24 protein-coding genes are annotated in these 23,504 nt (G+C 61.1%); 6 read left to right on the top strand and 18 right to left on the bottom strand.

Annotated elements, in window-relative coordinates:
* Positions 1-17 precede the first annotated feature (17 nt).
* The 5 genes from LRO94_RS03780 to LRO94_RS03800 form a co-directional block, all read right to left on the bottom strand.
* Positions 18-431 (bottom strand): DUF2946 domain-containing protein, encoded by a 414-nt coding sequence (locus LRO94_RS03780; protein ID WP_095186040.1) that lies wholly within the window; start codon positions 429-431, stop codon positions 18-20.
* Positions 432-442: 11 nt separating this feature from the next.
* Positions 443-925, bottom strand: a complete 483-nt coding sequence (locus LRO94_RS03785; protein ID WP_179179576.1) for a copper chaperone PCu(A)C — start codon at positions 923-925, stop codon at positions 443-445.
* A gap of 47 nt (positions 926-972) precedes the next feature.
* Positions 973-1,368, bottom strand: a complete 396-nt coding sequence (locus LRO94_RS03790) for a DUF2946 domain-containing protein (protein WP_095186039.1) — start codon at positions 1,366-1,368, stop codon at positions 973-975.
* Positions 1,369-1,465: 97 nt separating this feature from the next.
* The gene (locus tag LRO94_RS03795) at positions 1,466-1,756 is read right to left on the bottom strand and encodes an addiction module antidote protein (RefSeq protein ID WP_032890601.1); all 291 of its coding nucleotides are present in this window, start codon (positions 1,754-1,756) and stop codon (positions 1,466-1,468) included.
* 3 nt (positions 1,757-1,759) lie between these two features.
* Positions 1,760-2,059 carry a type II toxin-antitoxin system RelE/ParE family toxin gene (locus tag LRO94_RS03800; RefSeq protein ID WP_032890654.1) on the bottom strand — a complete coding sequence of 100 codons (300 nt, stop codon included), beginning with the start codon at positions 2,057-2,059 and terminating at the stop codon, positions 1,760-1,762.
* A gap of 521 nt (positions 2,060-2,580) precedes the next feature.
* On the opposite strand from LRO94_RS03800, the gene LRO94_RS03805 reads away from it, so the two are divergent.
* Positions 2,581-2,832 carry a DUF6124 family protein gene (locus LRO94_RS03805; RefSeq protein ID WP_032890602.1) on the top strand — a complete coding sequence of 84 codons (252 nt, stop codon included), beginning with the start codon at positions 2,581-2,583 and terminating at the stop codon, positions 2,830-2,832.
* Positions 2,833-2,957: 125 nt separating this feature from the next.
* Here the strand turns inward: LRO94_RS03805 and LRO94_RS03810 are convergent, their stop codons facing one another.
* Positions 2,958-3,671, bottom strand: a complete 714-nt coding sequence (locus LRO94_RS03810; RefSeq protein WP_179179575.1) for a cobalt-precorrin-6A reductase — start codon at positions 3,669-3,671, stop codon at positions 2,958-2,960.
* Positions 3,668-4,873, bottom strand: a complete 1,206-nt coding sequence (gene cbiE, locus LRO94_RS03815) for a precorrin-6y C5,15-methyltransferase (decarboxylating) subunit CbiE (protein WP_179179574.1) — start codon at positions 4,871-4,873, stop codon at positions 3,668-3,670. Before cbiE ends, LRO94_RS03810 begins: the two co-directional genes overlap by 4 nt.
* Positions 4,874-4,968: 95 nt before the next feature.
* Here cbiE and cobG point away from each other — a divergent pair, with 95 nt between their 5' ends.
* From cobG to LRO94_RS03840, 5 genes are all read left to right on the top strand, one after another.
* Complete coding sequence (gene cobG / locus LRO94_RS03820; RefSeq protein ID WP_285891627.1) at positions 4,969-6,258, top strand: precorrin-3B synthase; 1,290 nt, start codon at positions 4,969-4,971, stop codon at positions 6,256-6,258.
* The gene (locus LRO94_RS03825) at positions 6,251-6,877 is read left to right on the top strand and encodes a precorrin-8X methylmutase (protein WP_032890608.1); all 627 of its coding nucleotides are present in this window, start codon (positions 6,251-6,253) and stop codon (positions 6,875-6,877) included. The genes cobG and LRO94_RS03825 overlap by 8 nt, the downstream gene beginning before the upstream one ends.
* Entirely contained in the window at positions 6,877-7,608 is a 732-nt protein-coding gene (locus LRO94_RS03830; protein ID WP_032890609.1) for a precorrin-2 C(20)-methyltransferase, read from the top strand. The genes LRO94_RS03825 and LRO94_RS03830 overlap by 1 nt, the downstream gene beginning before the upstream one ends.
* Positions 7,608-9,245, top strand: coding sequence for a precorrin-3B C(17)-methyltransferase (cobJ, locus tag LRO94_RS03835; protein WP_179180101.1), 1,638 nt, complete (start codon positions 7,608-7,610; stop codon positions 9,243-9,245). Before LRO94_RS03830 ends, cobJ begins: the two co-directional genes overlap by 1 nt.
* 234 nt (positions 9,246-9,479) lie before the next feature.
* The gene (locus tag LRO94_RS03840; protein WP_032890613.1) at positions 9,480-10,259 is read left to right on the top strand and encodes a hypothetical protein; all 780 of its coding nucleotides are present in this window, start codon (positions 9,480-9,482) and stop codon (positions 10,257-10,259) included.
* Here the strand turns inward: LRO94_RS03840 and LRO94_RS03845 are convergent.
* The 11 genes from LRO94_RS03845 to aroQ form a co-directional block, all read right to left on the bottom strand.
* Complete coding sequence (locus LRO94_RS03845; RefSeq protein ID WP_032890615.1) at positions 10,256-10,852, bottom strand: MarC family protein; 597 nt, start codon at positions 10,850-10,852, stop codon at positions 10,256-10,258. The genes LRO94_RS03840 and LRO94_RS03845 overlap by 4 nt on opposite strands.
* A 165-nt stretch (positions 10,853-11,017) precedes the next feature.
* Positions 11,018-13,792, bottom strand: coding sequence for a hybrid sensor histidine kinase/response regulator (locus tag LRO94_RS03850; RefSeq protein ID WP_032890617.1), 2,775 nt, complete (start codon positions 13,790-13,792; stop codon positions 11,018-11,020).
* A gap of 101 nt (positions 13,793-13,893) precedes the next feature.
* Positions 13,894-15,186, bottom strand: coding sequence for a phosphoribosylamine--glycine ligase (purD, locus tag LRO94_RS03855; protein ID WP_032890619.1), 1,293 nt, complete (start codon positions 15,184-15,186; stop codon positions 13,894-13,896).
* Between the two features lie 177 nt (positions 15,187-15,363).
* The gene (gene purH, locus LRO94_RS03860) at positions 15,364-16,971 is read right to left on the bottom strand and encodes a bifunctional phosphoribosylaminoimidazolecarboxamide formyltransferase/IMP cyclohydrolase (RefSeq protein ID WP_032890621.1); all 1,608 of its coding nucleotides are present in this window, start codon (positions 16,969-16,971) and stop codon (positions 15,364-15,366) included.
* An 81-nt stretch (positions 16,972-17,052) separates the two neighbouring features.
* Positions 17,053-17,373 carry a DNA-binding transcriptional regulator Fis gene (gene fis / locus LRO94_RS03865; RefSeq protein WP_032890623.1) on the bottom strand — a complete coding sequence of 107 codons (321 nt, stop codon included), beginning with the start codon at positions 17,371-17,373 and terminating at the stop codon, positions 17,053-17,055.
* Positions 17,370-18,383, bottom strand: coding sequence for a tRNA dihydrouridine synthase DusB (gene dusB / locus LRO94_RS03870; RefSeq protein ID WP_017527884.1), 1,014 nt, complete (start codon positions 18,381-18,383; stop codon positions 17,370-17,372). The genes fis and dusB overlap by 4 nt, the downstream gene beginning before the upstream one ends.
* 185 nt (positions 18,384-18,568) lie before the next feature.
* Positions 18,569-19,801, bottom strand: coding sequence for a DUF3426 domain-containing protein (locus tag LRO94_RS03875; protein ID WP_122753892.1), 1,233 nt, complete (start codon positions 19,799-19,801; stop codon positions 18,569-18,571).
* A 30-nt stretch (positions 19,802-19,831) separates the two neighbouring features.
* Complete coding sequence (gene prmA / locus LRO94_RS03880) at positions 19,832-20,710, bottom strand: 50S ribosomal protein L11 methyltransferase (RefSeq protein ID WP_032890627.1); 879 nt, start codon at positions 20,708-20,710, stop codon at positions 19,832-19,834.
* Between the two features lie 277 nt (positions 20,711-20,987).
* Positions 20,988-22,349, bottom strand: coding sequence for an acetyl-CoA carboxylase biotin carboxylase subunit (gene accC / locus LRO94_RS03885; RefSeq protein ID WP_003188188.1), 1,362 nt, complete (start codon positions 22,347-22,349; stop codon positions 20,988-20,990).
* 17 nt (positions 22,350-22,366) lie between these two features.
* Positions 22,367-22,828, bottom strand: coding sequence for an acetyl-CoA carboxylase biotin carboxyl carrier protein (gene accB, locus LRO94_RS03890; protein ID WP_027607997.1), 462 nt, complete (start codon positions 22,826-22,828; stop codon positions 22,367-22,369).
* A 24-nt stretch (positions 22,829-22,852) separates the two neighbouring features.
* A complete protein-coding gene (gene aroQ, locus LRO94_RS03895) occupies positions 22,853-23,308 on the bottom strand; it encodes a type II 3-dehydroquinate dehydratase (protein WP_010213488.1) in 456 nt (151 codons plus the stop codon).
* Positions 23,309-23,504 lie beyond the last annotated feature (196 nt).

The raw sequence follows: 23,504 nt of genomic DNA on the forward strand, positions 1-23,504 counted from the left end.
GTAACGGTGCTTAGGGTTTACGAGGCGATGGGCGGCGCACGGCTGCGGGCGCCGGGGAAGATGCTCTGCCGGGCATGACCCAGGCGCGTAGCGGGGGTGAGCGCATTGGCCGGCGGCGGGGTGTTGAGGGTGACGTAGGAGACGCTGCCGGGCAGGGCGGGGCAACTGAACAGCAGGTCGCAGTAACCGCACTTGGCCCAGAGCGCGTGATGTTCGTCGGGGGCTTTAGGGTGATGGGATTCGCCATGCTCGCCCGGCATGTCCATGGACATGCTCATTGGCATCGACATCGACATACCGGCGTGATGATCCATCGGCATCGCTTGGGAAATCAGCGGACCGATAAAGATCATCAGCATGGCAAACAGGCTGATCCAACTGCCGCGCTTCACGCGGTGGTGTGGAGAGAGCCTGGCGCGAGGGGCGCCCATCGAGTGTTGGCCTATTGAGCGTGCTTATGCTCGTGGCCGGCCATCGGCGGTACTTTCTGTACGGACACTTCCACCTCGACCTTGCCGGCTTTTTCAAAGGTCAGGATCAGGGGGAATTGCTTGCCATCGGCCAACAGGCTGCGGTCTTTGAGACCCAGCAGCATCACGTGATAGGCCATGGGCGCGAAGGTCAGGTCACCTTTGGCTGGCACGGTGACGCTCGGTACTTGTTGCATCTTCATCAAGTCACCCTGCATCACATGCTCATGCAACTCGGCCTTCTCGGCCACCGGCGTGGCGACGCCGACCAGGCGATCCGGCTCAGTACCGGTGTTGTGAATCACGAAATACGCAGCGACGGTGGGTGCATTGGGTGGCAATTCCTGGGACCAGGGATCGCTGACCAGCAAGTCGCCGGCTTTGTAGTTCTCGGCATTGGCGGCACTGAACACCGGCAGCAACAACGCGGCCAGAAGCAGGGAAGATTTGAGCATGGCAGTTCTCCAGAACGGTTCTAAACGCAGTTCACTTGCGAAGACAATCAGACCGTTGGAGACGCGCGGGGGTTGAGGCTCGGCCATTGCTGGCGCGGGGTGGGTTGCTGGGGCGAAGACGACGGCAGATTCTGGAACGCATCGAACCGCGTGACATACAACTGGGGCACATGCCCTGGCAAGGCCACCAACGGCGCCGAACCTGAGCAACACCAGCAATGCTGCATGGTGGAGTGATCATCCTGCTGCGGCGCCGGAATCTCCAGTTTGCCCAGGGCGATGGTCTTGAGACTCGCACCATTGGAAGAACAGAAACTGCCCCAGAGCAATTGCTTGACCGGGTCATCCGCCTGCTGCATCGCACTGGCCATCGGCATGGCAAACGCATTGAACAGCACTGCAAGGCAGGCGATCCAGGCAATTGCAAAGCGTTGACGGGCCATGGCGGACAATCCGTAGGGTTAAACGATCAGGCGGGTATTTAGCCTGATCGGTGGGGATAAGTAAAAAGCGGTGGTGTGGTTTGGTGTCGCAGTGCTATCAGATCGCTGTGGCGTGAAGCTTGAGGCCCAAAGCCTTCATGACTTTCATGATAGTCGCGAACTCGGGATTGCCATTGCTGGAGAGGGCTTTGTATAGACTTTCTCTTCCGAGGCCGGCGTCGCGGGCTACTTGGGTCATGCCTTGGGCGCGGGCGATATCGTTGAGAGCGGTACGAATCAATAGACCATCACCAGCATCATCCTCAAAGCAGGTCTCTAAATATGCAGCCATCTCCAGAGGGGTTTTCAGATATTTTGCCGCATCGAAGCGGGTAAAGGACTCGCTCATAATTTATTCCTCGCTACCAAAATTTATTGCGATTTGCTTTGCACGTTTGATGTCTCTGCTCTGTGTTGATTTGTCACCGCCGATTAGCAACAGATAAACCACCTCGTCTCGGCGGGTGAAGTAAACGCGATATCCTGGGCCGTAATGGATCCGCATTTCAAACACGCTATCCCCCACTGACTCGCAGTCACCAAAATTTCCGGCTTCAGCCATTCGCACTCTCTTGATTACGCGAACTTTTACGAACGGGTCCCGAACTGCTTCCAACCATTTGACAAACTCAGTGGTTTCATTGAACTCAATTGTCACGGATCGTATTCCTCAGGATACAAAATGGCAAGCTGTGACACGTTGTCGAAACGGCGTGCCCCCTCGCGGGGAGTTAACCCAAAACCGCGAGGGTGGAGGTTAGGGCGGGGGCTTTTGGCTGAGCCAGCCAGCTGGTTCGGAAGTGTTTGTAGGGGGAATCGACTTTTTGGAGGGAGGCCAAATAGCTAGTCGTTTGGCTGGTTATTCGTACAAGCAGAAATTTCCGACAGGGATTTGAGGTTGTCCCTAGGACACTCGGTCTCTAGTCTCCGCGCACCGCTGCAAACGCAGCGGACGGGCGTCGCGGCCCGGGTTCCTATGGACGCTGAGCGTCATCGTCTGCTTTCAGTTGGCGCTTTTTTATCGTCTACTGTGCGGCGCAATGGTGGCTGTGCGCGGGATACCTTCGGGTATGCCGGGTTGCCTTAGGACCGGTCCGCGAACCTGCGTACAGCTGCCCCCCTATCGCGTCGCGGCGAATCAGTGGCAGCTCCACTTTCCTAAGGAGCTTCACAATGATCAAGCCCACCCCAAATCCCCCCGTCCGGCTCTTCACCGTGGCCGATGGCATCAGCACCGAAGACCTGTTGGTCAACCTCAGCGAAACACTCGCCTCGGCTAACGCGCTGAGTTGTGACTTGGCGTTTGATCTGGAAGGTCGAAAACGAGAGGAGTTGCTGGGCGTTGCGCAGTTGATTGAGCTGGCGCAGTTGTTGGCTGATCGTGTACACAGCGGCGTTGGGCAGGTGTCCGCCGCAAGCAGCTAACAATGCAGTTCAAAATGTGGGAGGGGGCTTGCTCCCGATTGCGGTGTGTCAGTCACTGATTTATTGGCTGATCTACTGCAATCGGGAGCAAGCCCCCTCCCACATTTGAACTTCGGTGTTCAAGGCTAGTGGATTGCCTGCAGTGCCGCCGCCACCGTTGGGAACTCCCGGTCCACCGCCGCCAACACCGGCCGCTTCAACACCAACACCGGCACTCCACGCTCGCGCGCCACTTCCAACTTCGGCTCGGTGGCCGTGCTGCCACTGTTTTTGCTGATCAGCACATCAATCCCACGCCGTTCAAACAACACCCGCTCGTCGTCAATCAAAAACGGTCCACGGGCACCGATCACTTCACACCGCTCATTGCCCGGATACACATCCAGCGCGCGCAGCGTCCAGAACTGGTCGGCGGGGATTTCATCAAGATGCTGCAATGGCTCGCGGCCCAAAGTGAACAGCGGGCGCTTGAAGGGTTTCAACGCCGTAATCAACTCGGCCCAGTCACTGACCTCACGCCAATCGTCACCGGCCTGCGGTTGCCACGCCGGGCGACGTAATGCCCAGCACGGCACACCGCACACCTTTGCCGCCTCGGCGGCATTGCGGCTGATCTGCGCCGCATACGGATGGGTCGCGTCGAGGATCAGGCTGATCTGTTCGTCGCGAACAAATTGCGCCAATCCTTCGGCGCCGCCATAACCGCCGACACGCACTTGGCAGGTGAGATCCGTTGGCACACGGCCCACGCCCGCCAGGCTGTAGATATGCTCCGGGCCCAACGTGCGAGCGATGGCGAGCGCTTCGGTCACGCCACCCAACAGCAGAATCCGTTTCATCGCGGCTTGACCACTTCCAGCAGGGTGATCGGAAGCGCCTGCCGCCACGTATCGAATTCACCCAGCGGCTGGGCCTGAGCGACGTGGATGCGCGTCAGTTCGCCGCCATGTTGAGCGCGCCAGTTCATCAGGGTCATTTCACTTTGCAGGGTCACGGCGTTGGCGACGAGCCGACCGCCGGGGCGCAGGTGTTGCCAGCAGGTGTCGAGCACGCCGTCGCGGGTGACACCGCCGCCGATGAAGATGGCGTCCGGTGCCTCCAGACCATGCAAGGCGTCCGGCGCTTTGCCGCAAATCAGTTGCAGACCGGGCACGCCGAGGGCGTCGCGGTTGTGTTCTATCAGGCCCTGGCGGCCTGCGTCGGCTTCAATCGCCAATGCGCGGCAGCTCGGGTGAGCGCGCATCCATTCGATACCGATGGAGCCGCTGCCCGCGCCCACGTCCCACAGCAGTTCGCCGGGCATCGGGGCGAGGCGGGCGAGGGTCATGGCGCGCACATCGCGTTTGGTCAGTTGGCCGTCGTGGTGGAAGGCGGAATCGGGCAGGCCAGCGAGGCGCGACAGGCGCGGTGTGTCGCTGCAGGCCAGGCAGTCGATGGCGATCAGGTTCAAATCAGCGACGCGCGCGTGTTGCCAATCATCAGCCAAGCCATCGATGCGCCGCTCCTCGACACCGCCCAGGTGTTCAAACACGCTCAACCGGCTGGGCCCAAACCCGGACTCAGCCAGCAACGAAGCAATCAACGCAGGACTGCTGCCGTCATTGCTCAACACCAGCAACCGCACCCCCGTGGCCAGATGCGCATTGATCGCCGCCAACGGCCGGGCCACCACGGATAACGTCACCACTTCCTGCAACGGCCAGCCCAGCCGCGCTGCCGCCAACGACACCGACGACGGCGCCGGTAAAATCAGCAGTTCTTCAGCCGCGACCTGCCGCGCCAGACTGGCCCCCACGCCATAGAACATCGGATCGCCGCTGGCCAGCACACACACAGGCGTACCGCGCTGCGTCAGCACCGGCTCAAGGGAAAACGGGCTCGGCCACACTTGGCGCTCGCCGCGAATACACACCGGCAACAGGTCCAACTGGCGCTGAGCACCTATAATCCGCGTGGCGCGCAGCAGGGCATGCCGGGCATTTCTGCCCAGGCCCTTGAAGCCGTCTTCACCGATGCCTACAACCGTCAGCCAGGGCGACATATCCATTCCTTGAGCGACATCCGACGGGCAGGCTTTTCATGCCACCGGACAAAGCAGGCATAATACCGCGCCTTTACCTGTGAACCGGTAGCCCCGTGAACCCAACGCCCGCTCTGAATACCTTGCGCCCCTCGGCTTGTCCGGGGTTGCTGCGTATCGTCCAGGCCTTGGATGGCGGTATCTGCCGGATCAAATTGGCCGGTGGTTCGATCACCTCAGCACAAGCCGACGCTGTGGCCGATGCCGCCCATGCCTATGCCGGCGGGGTGATCGAGGCGACCAACCGCGCCAATCTGCAAATACGCGGGATCGGCGCCGAGCAGGATGCGCTGATTGCCATGCTGCTGGCCGCAGGCCTCGGCCCGAGCAACGCCGCCGGTGACGATGTGCGCAATCTGATGCTCAGCCCCAGCGCCGGCATCGACCCGCAGATGCTGTTCGACACCCGCCCGCTGGCCGAGCAGATCCTCGCCACCCTGCAAAACCACCCGCGTTTCCATGAGTTGTCGGCCAAGTTCGCCGTGCAGTTGGATGGCGGTGAGGATCTGGCGATGCTCGAACATCATCACGATCTGTGGCTGTCGGCGTTCCTACGCGATGGCGAGACGCTGCTCGCGTTCGGTCTGGCCGGCTGTCCGGGCCTGGATGCGCCATTGGCAGCTGTGCCATTGGATCAGGGCCACGCGCTGGTGGTGGCCGTGCTGGAAGCCTTTCTCGACCTGGCCACCCCAGAACAAACACGCATGCGCCATTTGCCTGTGGATAACTTACTGAGCCATCTGCGCCTGCCGCTGCTGCCGATCGATGGCTTCAAACGCCCGCCCAGTGGAGCTTTACTGCACCTTGGCACTTATCCACAGCCTCAAAAAAATCAGTTCTATGTCGCTGCTATCGCGCCCTTGGGTCGCCTGCATTCGACGATGCTCAAGGGCGCCGCACAACTCGCCCGCGACTATGGCGACGGCACCTTGCGCTTCACCCCCTGGCAAGGCGTGCTGTTGCCCAACGTCGAAAAACCTCACGCCGTGACCGAGCGCTTGGCGCAGTTGGGCTTTCTTTGCACCATCGACCAACCGCTGGCGCGCCTGACCGCCTGCACCGGTTCCAGCGGCTGCGCCAAGGCCCTGGCCGATACCAAGGCCGATGCCCTGCAACTGGCTGCGCAGCAACTCGACCATGACGTGCACCTGACCGGCTGCCCGCGCTCCTGCGCCGCCGCGCACACTGCGCCGGTCACCTTGCTGGCGGTGAGCCCCGGCCACTACGACCTCTATTTTCGCGATGCAGCCCACCCAGGTTTCGGCCGGCTGCACGCGCGCACTCTTTCCATTGAAGCGGCGAGCGCCCTGTTGCGCGCTCGTCCACGGAGCAACATCGATGATTGATTACATCCGCGACGGTCAGGAGATCTATCGCAACTCCTTCGCCATTATTCGCGCGGAAGCCAAGTTGGACCGTATCCCGGCTGATTTGGAAAAACTCGCGGTGCGGGTGATTCATGCCTGCGGCATGGTCGACGCCATCGACGGCCTGCAATTCTCCGAAGGCGCCGGCAAGGCCGGGCGCGATGCGCTGGCCGCTGGCGCGCCGATTCTGTGTGATGCGCGGATGGTCTCCGAAGGCGTGACCCGCGCGCGCCTGCCGGCCAACAACGAGGTGATCTGCACCCTGCGCGATGACAGCGTGCCGCAGCTGGCGCGCGAGCTGGGCAACACCCGCTCCGCCGCTGCCCTGGAACTGTGGCGCCCGCACCTGGAAGGCAGCGTGGTGGTGATCGGCAACGCGCCGACCGCGTTGTTCTACCTGCTGGAAATGCTCGACGCCGGCGCACCGAAACCGGCGTTGATCCTCGGTTTCCCCGTGGGTTTTGTCGGTGCTGCCGAATCCAAGGCGATGCTGGCCGCTGACAGCCGTGGTGTGCCGTTCGTGATCATGCAAGGCCGCCTGGGCGGCAGCGCCATGGCCGCTGCGGCGGTCAATGCACTCGCCACGGAGGTCGAATAATGCAGGCACGCGGACGTTTGATCGGCCTGGGCGTCGGCCCCGGCGACCCGGAGCTGATCACCCTCAAGGCCCTGCGCCTGCTGCGTGAATCGCCAGTGGTGGCGTACTTCGTCGCCAAGGGCAAGAAGGGCAACGCGTTCGGCATCATCGAGGACCACTTGGTGCCGCAACAGACCCTGATGCCGCTGGTGTACCCGGTGACCACCGAGGCACTGCCGGCGCCGCTGTCCTACGAGCAAGTGATCAGCGATTTCTACGACACCGCCAGCATCGACGTGGCCGCGCACCTGGACGCCGGCCGCGATGTGGCGGTGATCTGCGAAGGCGATCCGTTCTTCTACGGTTCCTACATGTACCTGCACGACCGTTTGGCCGAGCGCTACGAAGCGCAGGTCATTCCGGGGGTGTGCTCGATGCTCGGTGGCGCGTCCGTGCTGGGCGCGCCGTTGGTGTACCGCAACCAGAGCCTGTCGGTGCTCTCGGGTGTGCTGCCCCATGAAGACCTCAAGCGCCGCCTGGCGGATGCCGACGCGGCGGTGATCATGAAACTGGGCCGCAACTTCCCCAAGGTACGCCAAGTGTTGGAAGAACTCGGCCTGGCCGAGCGCGCGTTGTATGTGGAGCGCGCCACCATGGCCAACCAGAAGATCGTGCCACTGGATCAGGTTGACCCGTCGTCCTCACCGTACTTCTCGCTGATCATCGTGCCCGGTGAACGGTGGCAAGGGTGATAAATCCGGCAATTGTCATCCTCGGCCAGGGCAGCCTGGCGACCGCGCGCAAGATCCAGCAGGTGTACCCCGGCGCATTGATCCACGGCTTGGCCGGACGGGTTGAAGGTGCGGACCAGGCTTATAGCGAATTCGGCGCCACCTTGCGTCAGTTGTATCAGCAAGGCACGCCGCTGATTGCCCTGTGCGCCGCCGGTATCGTGATCCGCACCCTGGCGCCGCTGCTGCTGGAAAAAGGCGAAGAACCTGCCGTGCTGGCCGTGGCGGAAGATGGCAGCGCCGTGGTGCCGTTGCTCGGTGGCCTGGGCGGTGTGAACGTGATGGCGCGGGACATCGCGGCCGCACTCAACGTGGCGGCTGCGATCACCACCAGTGGCGAGCTGCGTTTCGGCACTTGTTTGCTCAACCCGCCTGCGGGTTATGAACTGGCGGATCTGGAGCTGGGCAAGCGCTTCGTGTCCGACCTGCTGGCCGGCGAACGCGTGCGTATCGAAGGCGCGGCGCCGTGGCTGGATCAAGCGAATTTGCCGCAAGACCAGCAAGCCCGTTTGGCGATTCACGTGGGCACTGCCGAGCGCGTGCCGGCGGCCAATGAATTGCTGATCTATCCGAAGACGGTATCTGTCACCTGCAAGCCGGGTGCGGATTTGGCTGCGCGAGTGCGAGGGGCTTTGCATGATGCCGGCATCGCCGTGCAATCCCTGGCGTGCCTGCTGGCCAGCGACACGCAGATGGCCGAGGCGTCGCTGCATGAAGCCGCATCGGCATTGGGAGTGCCGTTGCGTTTCACCAGCGTTATCCAGGATGCCGACATCGTGATTGACGTTGCCGAGCAGCCGTTGGACCTGTCGCACGTTGGCCGCCCGCGTGGCCGCCTTGCCGTGATCGGCCTGGGCCCCGGCGCCGCCGAATTGATGGTGCCGGCGGTGAAAGCCGAACTGGCACGTTGCACCGATGTGCTGGGCTATGAAACCTACGTGCGCATGGCCGGGCCATTTCGCGACGACCAGGTTCAGCACTGCACCGACAATCGCGAAGAAATGCAGCGCGCGCGCCATGCCTTCGAGCTGGCCGCCCAAGGGCGTTCTGTGGTGGTGGTGTCGTCCGGTGACCCTGGCGTGTTCGCCATGGCGGCGGCGGTGATCGAGGCGTTGCACGAGTCCAGCGATCCGGCCTGGCATCAGGTCGACCTGGAGATCCTGCCCGGTGTCTCGGCCTCTCTGGCCACCGCAGCTCAGGCGGGTGCGCCGTTGGGCCATGATTTCTGCGTCATGTCGCTGTCGGACAACCTCAAGCCGTGGTCGATCATCGAGAAACGCCTGGATCTGGCTTCCCAGGCCGACCTGGCCCTGGCGTTCTATAACCCGATCTCGCGGTCACGCCCGTGGCAGTTGGGCCGCGCCCTGGAAATCGTCGCGCTGCACCGTACGCCGCAAACACCGGTGGTGCTAGGCCGCGATATCGGCCGGCCGGGCCAGACATTGCGCGTCACCACCCTTGGGCAACTCACGCCTGACCAAGTGGACATGCGCACCATGGTGCTGATCGGCTCGTCCACCACCTGCACATTCCCCCGTGCCGGTGGTGGTGAGTGGGTATATACGCCTCGCTGGTACGGCGAAAAACCCGTCTCCTGAAACGGCCTGTTGGCTGCTGGAAAGCTCCGAATGACGCAGTGATTGTTCTGCTGTTGTTCGGGGCTTTTTCTTTTTTACACGAGGAAAAACCGAGCGCTCACGGGGCCCCCGCGTGATTGCTGGGGTGGGTTGGTTGGCGTGTCTGGCCAAGGGATGTTTGTCGTCTGGAAAGGCCATCGCCCCCTGGACTAGTGTTCAAGCAAGCCCCATGTGGGGTGCTTGTGGAGAACTGAAATGGAGCGACAACACAAAAGGATCAACAGTACGAAAAGGCGCAAGTTGATCGCCGCCTACAAACTGCCGGGTGCGCCGGGCAAGCAGCCGTCCCTGGCGATCAATGCCGAGGATGATTGCAACGCTGCCGTGGTGAACAACAGCGTCATGTCGTTTGCCGAGGGGCTGTCCGGCCTGAACCGGGAATACATCCGCAAAAGCTATTTGTTGGCCAGCAGCTATGTCAGCGATGTATTGAAGATTCACCGAGGTACCGAGGCCTGGTACGACGAATTTATCAAGGTGATGATCAGCCTGGGTTGGCTGCCGGTGCGCAGCCGTTTCGAGCGGGTCTCACATTCGGGCAAGGGCTTGTCGGTGCAGTTGGCGGCCCTGAATATCATCGCCACGATGCTGGCATCGATGTCGGTTTCGGGGCCATTGATCACGGCGCTGCCTAAACTGGCGGCCGATGCGTTGGAGGCCATGAAGCAACAACCGGCGTCCTTTGAGCTGTTCAAACGCAACAGTACGGTGCACCAGGGCGGTGATTTCGGTCTCGCGTCCTGCGTAGAAGCGGATGGCGAATTGACAATGGTGCTGGTGACTTACAGCACTCAAAGCGTGAGTAAGCAGGTGGGGTTGCCGTTCCTTGAATGGGACAGCTCCTCGGTCGAGGCCTTCAGCGGGCAAACCTGCCTGGTGCTGAATACCTCGGTGGTCAACGAAAAAACCATCCAATTAATGCGCGAGAGTGCGGGCGACAAAGTGCAGTTGGCAATTGCCAAGTACCGGATTTAGGGCACCAGATAACCACGCACGCCGGTAAAGATAATTTGCGCGGCGAGGGCGCACACGAACAACCCCATCAACCGGCTGACAATCTGCAAGCCCTGGTCACCGAGAATGCGTTCAATACGGTTGGACAGGTACAGCACCACGCCAACGGTGAAGCTGGCCAGGGCGATGCTGAGGATGGCAGTGATCTTGTCATCCCAATGGGGCTGGCTGACGCCCATCACCAGCAACGCACCGATAGTGCCGGGGCCGACGGTGAGGGGAATGGTCAGCGGCACGATGGTCACATCCTGCTGCACGTTGTCGGTCTGCACCGCTGACTTGCCTTGGGCCATGCCCAGGGCCGAAATAAACAACACACTGCCGGCACCGATGCGAAACGCATCCACGGTGATGCCGAACACACTGAAAATCACCCGGCCGAACAGATAGAGCAATACGCTCGACACCAGGGTCGCCAGCGCCACTTTCCAGGCCAGGCGTCGGCGTTCTTTGCTGGAGTACCCACGGGTCAGGCTGATAAAGCAGGACAGCACGAAGAACGGGCTGTAGAGCACCAGCATTTTCAGGTAGACGCTGAATAACACGTGGAGCATGGGGAGTGGCTCGCGGCAGGAAAAGTGGGGGAGAGTCTATCAGGCGATAGGCTTCAAATGTGGGAGGGGGCTTGCTCCCGATGGCGGTGTAACAGTCAGATTACCTGTCACTGAACCACCGCCATCGGGGGCAAGCCCCCACCTACATTGGCATTGCATTCCAGATCATGAAACCGTGCTGTGTTCCGCCCGCTGCTGACGCTGTGCCACCCAAAACTCCACCAGCTCACGCAGCTGCGACAATTCCACCGGCTTGGCCATATGCCCATCCATCCCTGCCTGGCGTGCGCGTTCTTTGTGTTCCGAGAGGATATGCGCCGTGAGCGCCACTACCGGTGTGCGGATGCGCTGGTGGCTGACTTCCCACGCACGCAGTTGCTGGGTGGCTGAGAAGCCATCGAGGACCGGCATTTCACAGTCCATCAACACCAGGTCGTAGCGCTGGGCCTTCATCGCTTCCAGCGCTTCTTCGCCGTTGCTGGCGGTGTCCGGGTTGAGGTTGAGTTTGCCGAGCATGCCGCGAATCACTTTGGTTGAGATGCTGTTGTCTTCGGCCACCAGGATTTTGAAATCGCTCGGTACGATCACCGCAGCCGGGGCATTCAACACTGGGCGAGGCTGCACGCCGCCTTTGCTGCGTTGAGTCAGTTCATCGGCCAGGGTGGTCTTGAGCGTGTAGCCGGCGACCGGCTTGGCGAGGATGCGTTTGATCCCACAGTTGCGCGCGATGACCTTGCTTGGCGCGTTGCTGATGCCGGTGAGCATAATCAGCAGAATGTCGTGATTCAGGCTCGGGTCTTCCTTGATCTTCGCCGCCAGTTGCATGCCGGTCATGCCGGGCATGTTCTGGTCCAGCAGCACCACGTCGAAGTAATCACGCAGGTGCGCCTTGGTGCGCAGCAATGCCAGGGCTTCCTTGCCCGATGGCACCGCGCTGACGTTCAGGCCCCAGGCCGTGCACTGCTGCACCAGCACTTTGCGGCAGGTGTCGTTGTCGTCCACCACCAACACGCGCGCGCCCTTGAGCGGGCCATCGAGGTCGGAGGTAGGGTGTTCCAGGCGTTCCGGGTCCAGCGGCAGGGTCAGCCACAATGTGCTGCCTTGATGGCTGCCACTCTTGATGCCGAACTCGCCGTTCATCAGCATGATCAGTTGGCGTGCGATCACCAGGCCCAAGTGGCCGCTCAGGCGAGTGGCCGAGAGGAAGTTCTTGCTGTGCAGTTCGCTGTGCAGCAGCGCGTCGCGCTCGGCGGCCTCCATCGGCAGGCCGCTGTCCTGCACGGCAATGCGCAGGCGTGGCTTGGTGCTGCGGTCGTCCAGGGCAACGACGATCAGCACTTCGCCTTCATCGGTCTTGTGCAGGGCGTTTTCCAGCAGGCTCAGCAGCGCCTGGCGCAGGCGTGTGGGGTCACCGCTGATGACGCGCGGCACTTGGGGCTGGATAAAGCTGATCAACTCGACATTCTGCTGCTCGGCCTTGGCGCGGAAGATGCTCAGGCAGTCATCAATCAGGGCATTGAGATCGAACTGCACGTCATCCAACTCGATCTGGCCGGATTCGAGCTTGGAGATATCGAGGATTTCGTTGATCAGTGTGAGCAACTCGTTGCCGGCGCTGTGGATGGTCTGCACGTAGTCGCGCTGCTTCACCGACAACGGCGTGCCCAGCAGCAACTCGGTCATGCCCAGCACGCCGTTCATGGGGGTACGGATTTCGTGGCTGATCTTGGCCAGGAACTCGGCCTTGGCGGCAATCTCGGCGTTGCTGGCGGCCAGGTCGCGACTGAGGCTGAAGCGAGCCTCAACAATCGCGCGCTGGCGCTCGCCCATGGCCAGGCTCATCAACAGACCGCTGAGGCAGATGAACGCCAGCAGCGTGATGATCAACCCCTGAGGCGACACCATCGTCAGGCCCAGCAACGCGGGGAGGATGATCAGCGTGCCGATGTTGAACACCACCATGCCGGCTACGAACAAGCGTGCCGGGCGGTAGCCTTTCTGCCAGTGATATGACGAGACAAACAGCATGCTCAGGCCCGCCAGCGCCACCAGCGCGTAGGTCATGATGTTCAGCGGCAGGGTGTTGACGAACAACAACAGCAGGCCACACAGCACGATAAACAGGATATCGGCCATCAACAATTTGTTCAGCGGGTGTGGACCCAGGGGCATGAAGAAACGATAGGCGAACATCAGCCCGCACGGTGCGGTCAGCAGCAGGGCCAGGTAGGCGCCAGGGGTCTGAATCCCGTGCCAATTCGGCAGCCATGGGCCCACCAGGTTGAGCAGCAGCGCCAGGCTGAGCATCAACAACAGTTCGGATGCTGCCAGCCATAGACTGCTGCGCGAGCGGTGGTAAGCGAAGCGTGTGAGGTTGTGCAGGATCAGCATCAACAGACAGCCGAACAGCAGGCCGTAGATCAGCGTCTGGGTCTGGTCGGCGGCGACCAGCACGGCCGGTTCCAGGGTGATATAGGGGCGAAGTTCGTGTTCCGACACCAGACGCAGGTAGACCTCAAGAGGTTTCTGGCTCTGGGGCATCGGTAGCATGAAGTCGCTGCTGGGTAACGGGCGTTCCGACTGGGGCTGGCGGGTGCCGGTGCTTTGTTGCTCGACCAGTGTGTCGCCGTCCAGCACGTAGAGGCTCAGGTGCGACAGGTCCGGAGCGAATATCCGCAGCACTTGTTCGTGCTTGCCGGGTTGCAGCTTGAACCGCACCCACAACGCACCGTCCGGCTGCGCAGCAGTAACGCGGTCCAGTTCGATGGGGCTGAATTGATTGGTGTAGCGGGGCGAACGGATGTCGCTCAGTTGCAGGTCGGCCTGTTCATCAAGCAATACTGCCCAGCCACTGCCTTGCGCGGCGGCCTGGGCCGGGAGCAAGCAGAGCAGCGTCAGCAGACTGACAGTGAAACCTATGGCGATCCTGAGCCAGCGCACGGCGAAATCCCTTCGTAGGTTGATGCACGGTTAACTATGCGCGGGGCAGCCTTATACGGCAAGGGCCTTGGGCCCTTGCCTAACCGAACGGATAGCTAGTGTTACTGGGTTTCGCCACGCTCGCGGGCAATGGCGCGGTAGCCGATGTCCGTGCGATAGAAGCAACCTTTCCAGTCGATCTTCTTGGCCAGTGCATAAGCCTGTTGCTGCGCAGCGTCGACACTGGCACCCATTGCCGTGGCGCACAGTACACGGCCACCGGCGGTCACTACCTTGCCATCCTTGAGCGCGGTGCCCGCATGGAACACCTTGCCTTCCAGCACAGCGGCAGCGTCGAGGCCTTCAATCACATCGCCCTTGGCGTAGTCGGCAGGGTAACCGCCGGCCGCCAGCACAATGCCAACGCTCGGGCGTGGATCCCATTGTGCTTCAACCTTGTCCAGGGCTTGAGCCAGGGCGGCCTCCACCAGCAGCACCAGGCTCGATTGCAGGCGCAGCATCACCGGTTGGGTTTCCGGATCGCCGAAGCGGCAGTTGAATTCGATGACTTTCGGGTTACCGGCCTTGTCGATCATCAGACCGGCGTAGAGGAAACCGGTGTAGACATTGCCTTCATCGGCCATGCCACGCACGGTCGGCCAGATCACCAGGTCCATCACGCGTTGATGCACTTCGCTGGTGACCACCGGGGCAGGGGAGTAGGCGCCCATGCCGCCGGTGTTCGGACCGCTGTCGCCGTCGCCGACGCGCTTGTGATCCTGGCTGGTGGCCATCGGCAGTACGTTCTTGCCATCGACCATCACGATAAAGCTGGCTTCTTCGCCATCAAGGAATTCCTCGATGACAACGCGCGAACCGGCGTCACCAAAGGCATTACCGGCGAGCATGTCGCGCACGGCGTCTTCGGCTTCCTGCAGGGTCATGGCGACAATCACGCCTTTACCGGCGGCCAGGCCATCGGCCTTGATCACGATTGGCGCACCTTTTTCACGCAGGTAAGCCAGGGCCGGCTCGATCTCGGTGAAGTTCTGGTAGTCGGCGGTCGGGATTTTGTGGCGTGCCAGGAAATCCTTGGTGAAGGCTTTGGAACCTTCCAACTGGGCAGCGCCAGCGGTAGGGCCGAAGCAGTCCAGGCCACGGCTGCGGAACAGGTCCACAACACCGGCGACCAGAGGGACTTCCGGACCGACGATGGTCAGGGAGACGTTTTTCTCGGCGAAGTCGGCCAGTTGCTCAAGGGCTAGCACGTCGATGGCGACGTTTTCGCACTTGGCTTCAATGGCGGTACCGGCGTTGCCGGGTGCTACGAAAACTTTCTGGACACGTGGGTCCTGGGCAACTTTCCAGGCCAGGGCGTGTTCACGGCCACCGCTGCCAATGATCAAAACATTCATTTCAAAAACCTCTGTGAAACGCTGTGCTTTCTGTAGGAGCGAGGGTGACGCTTAGTTCTTGCTCGCGAAGATCGTCAACGATAACGGGGGGCATCTGACTCCCCGTGGCGTTCTCGGGCTTTTCGCGAGCAAGAACTAGGCGTCCCGCTCGCTCCTACAGTAGGAAAGCAGTGGTGTTTAGTGACGGAAGTGGCGCATGCCGGTGAAGACCATGGCGATGCCAGCTTCATCAGCAGCGGCGATAACCTCTGCGTCGCGCATCGAGCCGCCCGGTTGGATAACGGCGGTTACGCCGGCCTTGGCTGCATTGTCCAAGCCGTCACGGAACGGGAAGAACGCATCGGATGCCATCACCGAACCTACAACCTGCAAACCAGCGTGCTCAGCCTTGATCGCGGCGATACGCGCCGAGTTCACGCGGCTCATCTGGCCAGCGCCGACACCGATGGTCTGACGGTTCTTGGCGTAGACGATGGCGTTGGATTTAACGTATTTGGCGACTTTCCAGGCGAAGATCAGGTCGTTGATCTCTTGCTCGGTAGGGGCGCGCTTGGTCACCACTTTCAGGTCTTCGCTGCCGATCATGCCGATGTCGCGGCTCTGTACCAGCAAGCCGCCATTGACGCGCTTGTAGTCCCAGGCTGCGGCGCGGTCAGCCGACCACTCACCGCAGGCCAACAGACGCACGTTAGCTTTGGCAGCCACAATGGCGCGGGCTTCTTCGCTGACGGAAGGGGCGATGATGACTTCAACGAACTGACGCTCGACGATGGCCTTGGCGGTCTCGGCGTCCAGCTCACGGTTGAAGGCAATGATGCCGCCGAACGCCGACTCGGTGTCGGTGGCGTAGGCCAGTTCGTACGCCTGGCGGATGCCGCCTTCGGCGTCCGGGCTCACGGCCACGCCACATGGGTTGGCGTGCTTGACGATCACGCAGGCCGGCTTGACGAAGCTCTTCACGCATTCCAGCGCGGCGTCGGTGTCGGCCACGTTGTTGTAGGACAGTTCTTTGCCTTGCAGTTGGGTCGCAGTGGCGATACCCACTTCGGCAGGTTTGGCTTCCACGTAGAACGCCGCGCTCTGGTGCGGGTTCTCGCCGTAGCGCATTTCCTGGGCCTTGATGAACTGGCTGTTGAAGGTGCGCGGGAACTGGCTGCGGCCTTCTGTGCTCAAGGTCTCGGCGGCCTGGTTAACGGTGCCCATGTAGTTGGCGATCATGCCGTCGTAGGCGGCGGTGTGTTCGAACGCCTTGAGCATCAGGTCGAAGCGCTGGGCGTAGGTCAGGCCGCCGGCTTTCAGGCTTTCCAGTACTTGGGCGTAGTCACCGGCGTTCACCACGATGGCCACGTCTTTGTGGTTCTTGGCTGCCGAACGAACCATGGTCGGGCCGCCGATATCGATGTTCTCGATGGCGGTCGGCAGGTCGCAGCCTGGCTTGTTGATGGTGGCTTCGAACGGGTAGAGGTTAACCGCTACCAGGTCAATCGGCTTGATGCCGTGCTCGGTCATGATGGCGTCGTCGATGCCGCGACGGCCGAGGATGCCGCCGTGGATTTTCGGATGCAGGGTCTTGACCCGACCGTCCATCATTTCTGCGAAACCGGTGTAGTCCGCGACTTCTACTGCGGCCACGCCGTTGTCCTGCAGCAGTTTGAAGGTCCCGCCTGTGGAGAGGATTTCCACGCCCAGGGCTTCCAGCTCCCGGGCAAATTCGAGGATCCCGGTCTTGTCGGAGACACTGATCAAGGCGCGGCGGATCGGCAGGCGGGTAGTCTGGTCGGTCATTTCAATTTCCATCAAAAGCAAAGGAGTCAGCAAAAAAGGCGACCGGTTTTACGCGGGCGCCTTTCTGGTTGGATTGAATGCTTACAGCAAATCGTATTGTTTGAGCTTTTTACGCAGGGTGCCACGGTTGAGGCCCAGCAGCTCACTGGCTTTGGTCTGGTTGCCCTTGACGTAGTTCATCACGCATTCGAGCAATGGCGCCTCGACTTCGGAGAGCACCAGGTTGTACACGTCCGTGACGGAAGCGCCCTCAAGGTGGGCGAAATAATTATGCAGCGCCTTCTCGACACTCCCGCGAAGGGTCTGGCCTTCTTCGCTCGGCGTGTTGAGGTGCTGTTTCAAATTGACGTTGTCGCTCACGGGTGTTGTTCCACTCACTAAAGTCTCGGTCATCATCGTCATGCGGCCACCCCTTCTCCGTCCCCTGCTCTCAGGCTCTTGTCTCGCTCGGCAAAAAACTCACGAACGGCGGTGACCTGTGCTTGCGTTTCATCCAAACGATTGAACCCGGCGCGAAACTCCCTGGCGCCCGGCAGGGTTGCGAGATACCAACCCACATGCTTGCGAGCAATGCGCACGCCCATCACGTCTCCATAGAAGGTGTGAAGTGCAGCCAGATGCTCAAGCAGAATACGTTCCACCTCGACCAACTCCGGCGCAGGCAAGACTTCACCGGTACGCAGAAAATGTTCGATCTCACGAAAAATCCATGGACGCCCCTGGGCGGCCCGGCCAATCAACAAACCATCGGCACCGGTGGCGTGCAGCACGCGCCGGGCTTTTTCGGCTGAGTCGATGTCGCCATTGGCAAACACGGGCATCGACACTGCCTGCTTGATTGCGGCGATGGTGTCGTACTCGGCTTCACCGGTGTATAGATCGGCGCGTGTGCGGCCATGCACTGCCAGCGCTGTAATGCCTGCCTGTTCGGCGATCTTCGCCACCGTCAGGCCGTTTTTGTTGTCCCGGTCCCAGCCGGTACGAATCTTCAGGGTTACCGGCACATCCACTGCGGCGACAACGGCCTGCAGGATCTCGGCAACCAACTGCTCATCTTTCAATAGTGCGGAACCGGCGGCCTTGTTGCAGACCTTCTTGGCCGGGCAGCCCATGTTGATGTCGATAATCTGTGCGCCCAACTCCACATTGGCTCGGGCCGCATCCGCCAGCATTTGCGCATCACCGCCGGCGATCTGTACCGAGCGGGGCTCGGGATCACCTTCGTGGATCATGCGCATCCGCGATTTGCGGGTGTTCCACAAGCTCATGTCGCTGGTGACCATTTCCGAGACTACAAGACCCGCGCCCAAGCGCTTGCACAGCTGACGAAAGGGCTGGTCGGTGACGCCCGCCATTGGGGCGAGGATCAAGCCGTTCTGCAATGTATATGGGCCGATGCGTACCGCCGACATAGGACTTCCCTGTTGTGGGGCCGGATCATTAGAGTTCGAAAAAGGGTTGGCATGATACCCGCTCTCGATGACTGGATAAAGGCTGGATTGGATAAAATCTGAACAGTTATTTCTTTATCGCCACCGGTTTGGATGCGCTTCGCCGAGTCAATAATCCACCGTCAAGCTTCGGCGCATGGGTCGCCTCACTCGGGCGAGTGGAAGCTCAGGCTGTAATTCACGGCTTTGTTGCCCGGATCAAGGATGTCCAAGGAGATATGGATCGGGGTCTGAGATGGCATTTCGCTAACACCGGCCAACTCGCCGCTGAGGTATTCGGCGGGTTTGAAGCGACGACTGGCAATCAGGCTGCCATTGAGGTCGGCAAAACGCAGCTCCAGCAGCGGAAAGGGCTGGGAGAACGTCGCGCGGTTATAGATGATTGCATCCACTACCAGCGCTCCTGCGAATTCCGGGTGGCTGCGCACCACCAGGTTGCTGCTCTTAATATGGGCGATATCGACCCGTGACGGCACCGTGCAGCCCAGTGTGGGGCACAGTTGCTGGAACCATGGGCGGTAAGCGTCCTGGCGGGCCAGGTCGTCGAATTGGTAGGCGATGTACTGGCCTGCCAGACCGGCCGCGGCGATCAGCACCAGCAGCATCCAGATCAGGCGGCGGCCCAAGCCCTGCGGGCGTTTTTGCGCGTACAGGTGCAGCGGATCGTCTTCGAGGTCCTGAAGCAGGTCGTCGTGAACGCCGGCCTCGGGGCGCGGGCGTTTGCGGCGTAACTGCGGGCGCTCTTCGGGTTCCGGTTCGTCCGCTGACTGGGTGAGCGGGGTGAACGGTGGGTCGATGTCGTCATCATCGGGCGAAGCGCGCAACGGCGTTTCGTCGTCGATAGTGTCGATGTGATGCGACATGGACGGTTCGGTGCGCTGCTTGGTTGCTGGGACTTTGGTCGATTCCGGCTCGTCTTCCGAGACGTTGGTGCGCTCTTCAGGCGGCTCGCTGAACAGGCTGGCGGCCCATTTTTCTTCTTCTGCCTTGACGGTCTCGCGGCTTGCGCTAAGGGCGTCTTCTTTCTGCCTGCGCTCGGCACCCGGTTGGCGACGCTCCGCGCCCACGGGCAGCGTGTGCTGAATCTCGCGGCGCTCCAGCTTGGCCAGTTCTTCGTCCAGGTCCAGATTGTCGAGGTCCAGCTCTTCGGCGGTCCATTGCTTTTGGCTGATGGCGCGCGGTGCCTCAGGGGGCAGCGCGATCACCGGTTGTTCAGGCTCCGGCGCATGGGCGCGCTGCTCCAGCAACTGGCGAGCCGCGTTGAACACTTGCAGGCACGAGCCGCAGCGCACAACGCCACGGGCCACGCTCAATTGAGCGTGGTTGACGCGAAAGCGTGTTTGGCAATGCGGGCACTGGGTGACGAAACTGTCGGTCATGCGGCCATCCGATTCAGGCAAGCGCTCATTCTAGCGCCGACGCCCGCTGATGCGTACCCAGCCATCGCGGTTAGCGATCGGATCCAGCTCGAAATCCTGGGCATAGGCGGCAGCGACATCTTCGCCTTGCTCGGCAAGGATGCCCGACAGCGCCAGACGCCCACCCGGCTTAACCAGGCTCGACAGTTGCGGTGCCAGGGAAACCAGCGGCCCGGCGAGGATATTCGCCACCAGCACATCGGCCTGCACCTGGGGCAGGTCTTCAGGCAGGTAGAGCGGGAATTTGCCTTCAGGAATGTTGTTGCGCCCGGCGTTATCGCGGGAGGCTTCCAGAGCCTGCACGTCGATGTCGGTGCCCACGGCTTCCTTGGCGCCCAGCAGCAGGGCGGCAATCGCCAGGATCCCCGAGCCGCAGCCGAAGTCCAGCACGTTGCTGTCCGTCAGGTCCTGGCCGTCGAGCCATTCCAGGCACAGTGCGGTGGTGGGGTGGGTGCCGGTGCCGAACGCTAGGCCGGGGTCGAGCAGCAGGTTGACCGCGTCAGGCTCTGGGGCGGCATGCCAGCTCGGCACGATCCACAGACGCTGACCGAAACGCATCGGCTGGAAGTTATCCATCCAGCTGCGCTCCCAGTCTTGGTCTTCGATCACTTCGCTGTGATGCTCAGGCAGCGGGCCGCCGGTGAGCAGTTCCATATGGGCCAGCACGGCAGCGGCATCGGTGCCGTCTTCGAACAGGGCCAGCAGGTGAGTGTGGGACCACAGCGGGGTGGTGTTGAGTTCCGGTTCGAAGATCGGTTGGTCTTCGGCGTCCATGAAGGTCACCGAGACGGCGCCCACTTCGAGGAAAGCGTCTTCATAGGTTTCGGCTTGTTCTGGGCTGATGGCGAGACGGACTTGCAGCCAAGGCATGGCGGGCACCTTTGAAAAAATGAGTGTGCGACGAGCGAGGTCGCGAAAGCGCGCAAGTTTACGCGAGCGAACAGCATAAGACGACATTACTGAGTGAATGCGGACCAAATGTGGGAGGGGGCTTGCTCCCGATTGCAGTGTGCCAGCCTCAGTATCTGTAACTGATCCACCGCTATCGGGAGCAAGCCCCCTCCCACATTTGGACTGTGTGCATCCTGGAAAACAGGTGTGCAGAAACAACAAAACCGCCCGAAGGCGGTTTTGTTGGGTGGAGCACTTACTGGTTGGCCAGTTTGTGTTCCAGGTAGTGAATGTTCACACCACCTTCGCAGAAGCCTTCATCACGAACCAGGTCCCGATGCAGCGGGATGTTGGTCTTGATGCCGTCAACCACGATTTCGTCCAGGGCGTTACGCATACGGGCCATGGCCTCGTCGCGGGTGGCGCCCCAGGTGATCAGCTTGCCGATCAGCGAGTCGTAGTTGGACGGAACCTTGTAGCCGCTGTACAGGTGCGAATCCACACGTACGCCGTTGCCGCCGGGCGCGTGGAAATGCTTGACCAGACCAGGGCTTGGGATAAAGGTTTTCGGGTCTTCGGCGTTGATGCGGCACTCCAGGGAGTGGCCATGCATCTTCACGTCGTCCTGGGTGAAGGACAGCACGTTGCCAGCGGCGATGCTCAGCATCTCCTTGACGATGTCGATACCGGTGACCATCTCCGAAACCGGGTGCTCTACCTGCACACGAGTGTTCATCTCGATGAAGTAGAAGCGGCCGTTCTCGTAGAGGAACTCGAAGGTACCGGCGCCACGGTAGTTGATGTCGATGCACGCCTTGACGCAGCGAGCCAGAACTTCCTGGCGAGCCTTTTCATCCAAGCCAGGTGCCGGCGCTTCTTCCAACACCTTCTGGTGACGACGTTGCAGAGAGCAATCGCGGTCGCCCAGGTGGATGGCGTGGCCTTGGCCGTCGGACAGAACCTGCACTTCCACGTGACGTGGGTTGGTCAGGTACTTTTCCAGGTAGACCATCGGGTTGCCGAACCAGGCACCCGCTTCGGAACGGGTCTGCTTGGCTGCTTCGATCAGGTCTTCTTCCTTGTGCACCACGCGCATGCCGCGACCACCACCGCCACCGGCGGCCTTGATGATCACTGGGTAACCGACTTCGCGACCAATGCGCAGAGCGGTTTCCTCGTCTTCAGGCAGTGGGCCGTCGGAGCCAGGAACGGTTGGTACGCCGGCTGCGATCATGGCGTCCTTGGCCGATACCTTGTCGCCCATCAGGCGAATGGTTTCGGCTTTAGGGCCAATGAAAGCAAACCCGGATTTTTCCACCTGTTCGGCGAAATCGGCGTTTTCCGCGAGGAAGCCGTAGCCCGGGTGGATGCCATCAGCGCCGGTCACTTCAGCCGCGGCGATGATGTTCGAGACTTTCAGGTACGAGTTCGTGGCCAGTGGCGGGCCGATGCAGATGCTTTCGTCCGCCAGTTTCACGTGCATCAATTCGGTATCGGCCGTCGAGTAAACAGCGACGGTCTTGATGCCCTCTTCCTTACAGGCGCGCAGGATCCGCAGCGCGATCTCGCCGCGGTTGGCGATCAGGACTTTTTGCAGTTTCTTCGCAGGTTTCAACATCGAAGGCGCTCCGCGGTTCAAACGATGGTGAACAGCGGCTGGTCGTACTCAACCGGCTGACCGTTTTCTACCAGGATGGATTCGATGACGCCGGCTTTTTCAGCGGTGATGTGGTTCATCATTTTCATCGCTTCAACGATGCAGATGGTGTCGCCCACTTTCACAGTCTTGCCGACTTCAACGAAGGCTGGCGAGGTCGGTGCCGGGGTACGGTAGAACGTACCGACCATTGGCGACTTGACCACGAAGCCGTTCAGTGCAGGAGCGGCCGGGGCGGCAGGTGCGGCGGCAGCGGCTGGCGCGGCAGCAGGTGCAGCGGCCGGAGCCGGTGCTTGCATCTGTGGCGCGTAGAACTGTTGGGCCGGGGTCTTGCTGTGGCGGCTGATCCGGACGGACTCTTCGCCTTCCTTGATTTCCAGCTCGTCGATACCGGATTCTTCCAGCAGTTCGATCAGTTTCTTAACTTTACGGATATCCATGAATCATCAACTCCCAAGGGTCGGTCAGGGGCGCTTGGCCGGTTGTTCAAGTTGTTCCAGGGCGGCCTCCAGGGCCAGTCGGTAACCGCTGGCGCCAAGGCCGCAGATCACTCCTACCGCTACGTCGGAGAAGTACGAGTGATGGCGGAAAGCTTCGCGTTTATGCACGTTCGATAAATGCACTTCGATGAATGGGATGCTCACCGCCAGCAGCGCGTCACGTAATGCAACACTTGTGTGCGTAAAAGCGGCGGGATTGATCAGGATGAAGTCCACACCTTCGCCGCGCGCGGCGTGGATGCGATCAATCAATTCGTACTCGGCATTGCTTTGCAGGTAGAGCAGATGGTGGCCAGCTTCACGAGCCCGTCGCTCCAGATCAAGGTTGATCTGATCCAGGGTCACAGCCCCGTAGACGCCCGGTTCGCGGGTGCCGAGCAGGTTCAGGTTGGGTCCGTGAAGAACCAGTAGGGTCGCCATCGGCTGTTCCTTGTTATTGATGGGAGTACGGCAGAACCCGGCGACTATGCCGCAAAGCCTTTGTGACTGTCCAGTTCTATGCAGTAGGCTGCACGATTAGCGAGGATTGCGCAAAATTTGTGACTGGTGGTCGAGATCTGGTCATTGGTAATACGCCCTTGAATCCCGTGAAGATCAAATGTGGGAGGGGGCTTGC

It is taken from the genome of Pseudomonas sivasensis, from assembly GCF_021391435.1.
Taxonomy (GTDB): Bacteria; Pseudomonadota; Gammaproteobacteria; order Pseudomonadales; family Pseudomonadaceae; genus Aquipseudomonas; species Aquipseudomonas sivasensis.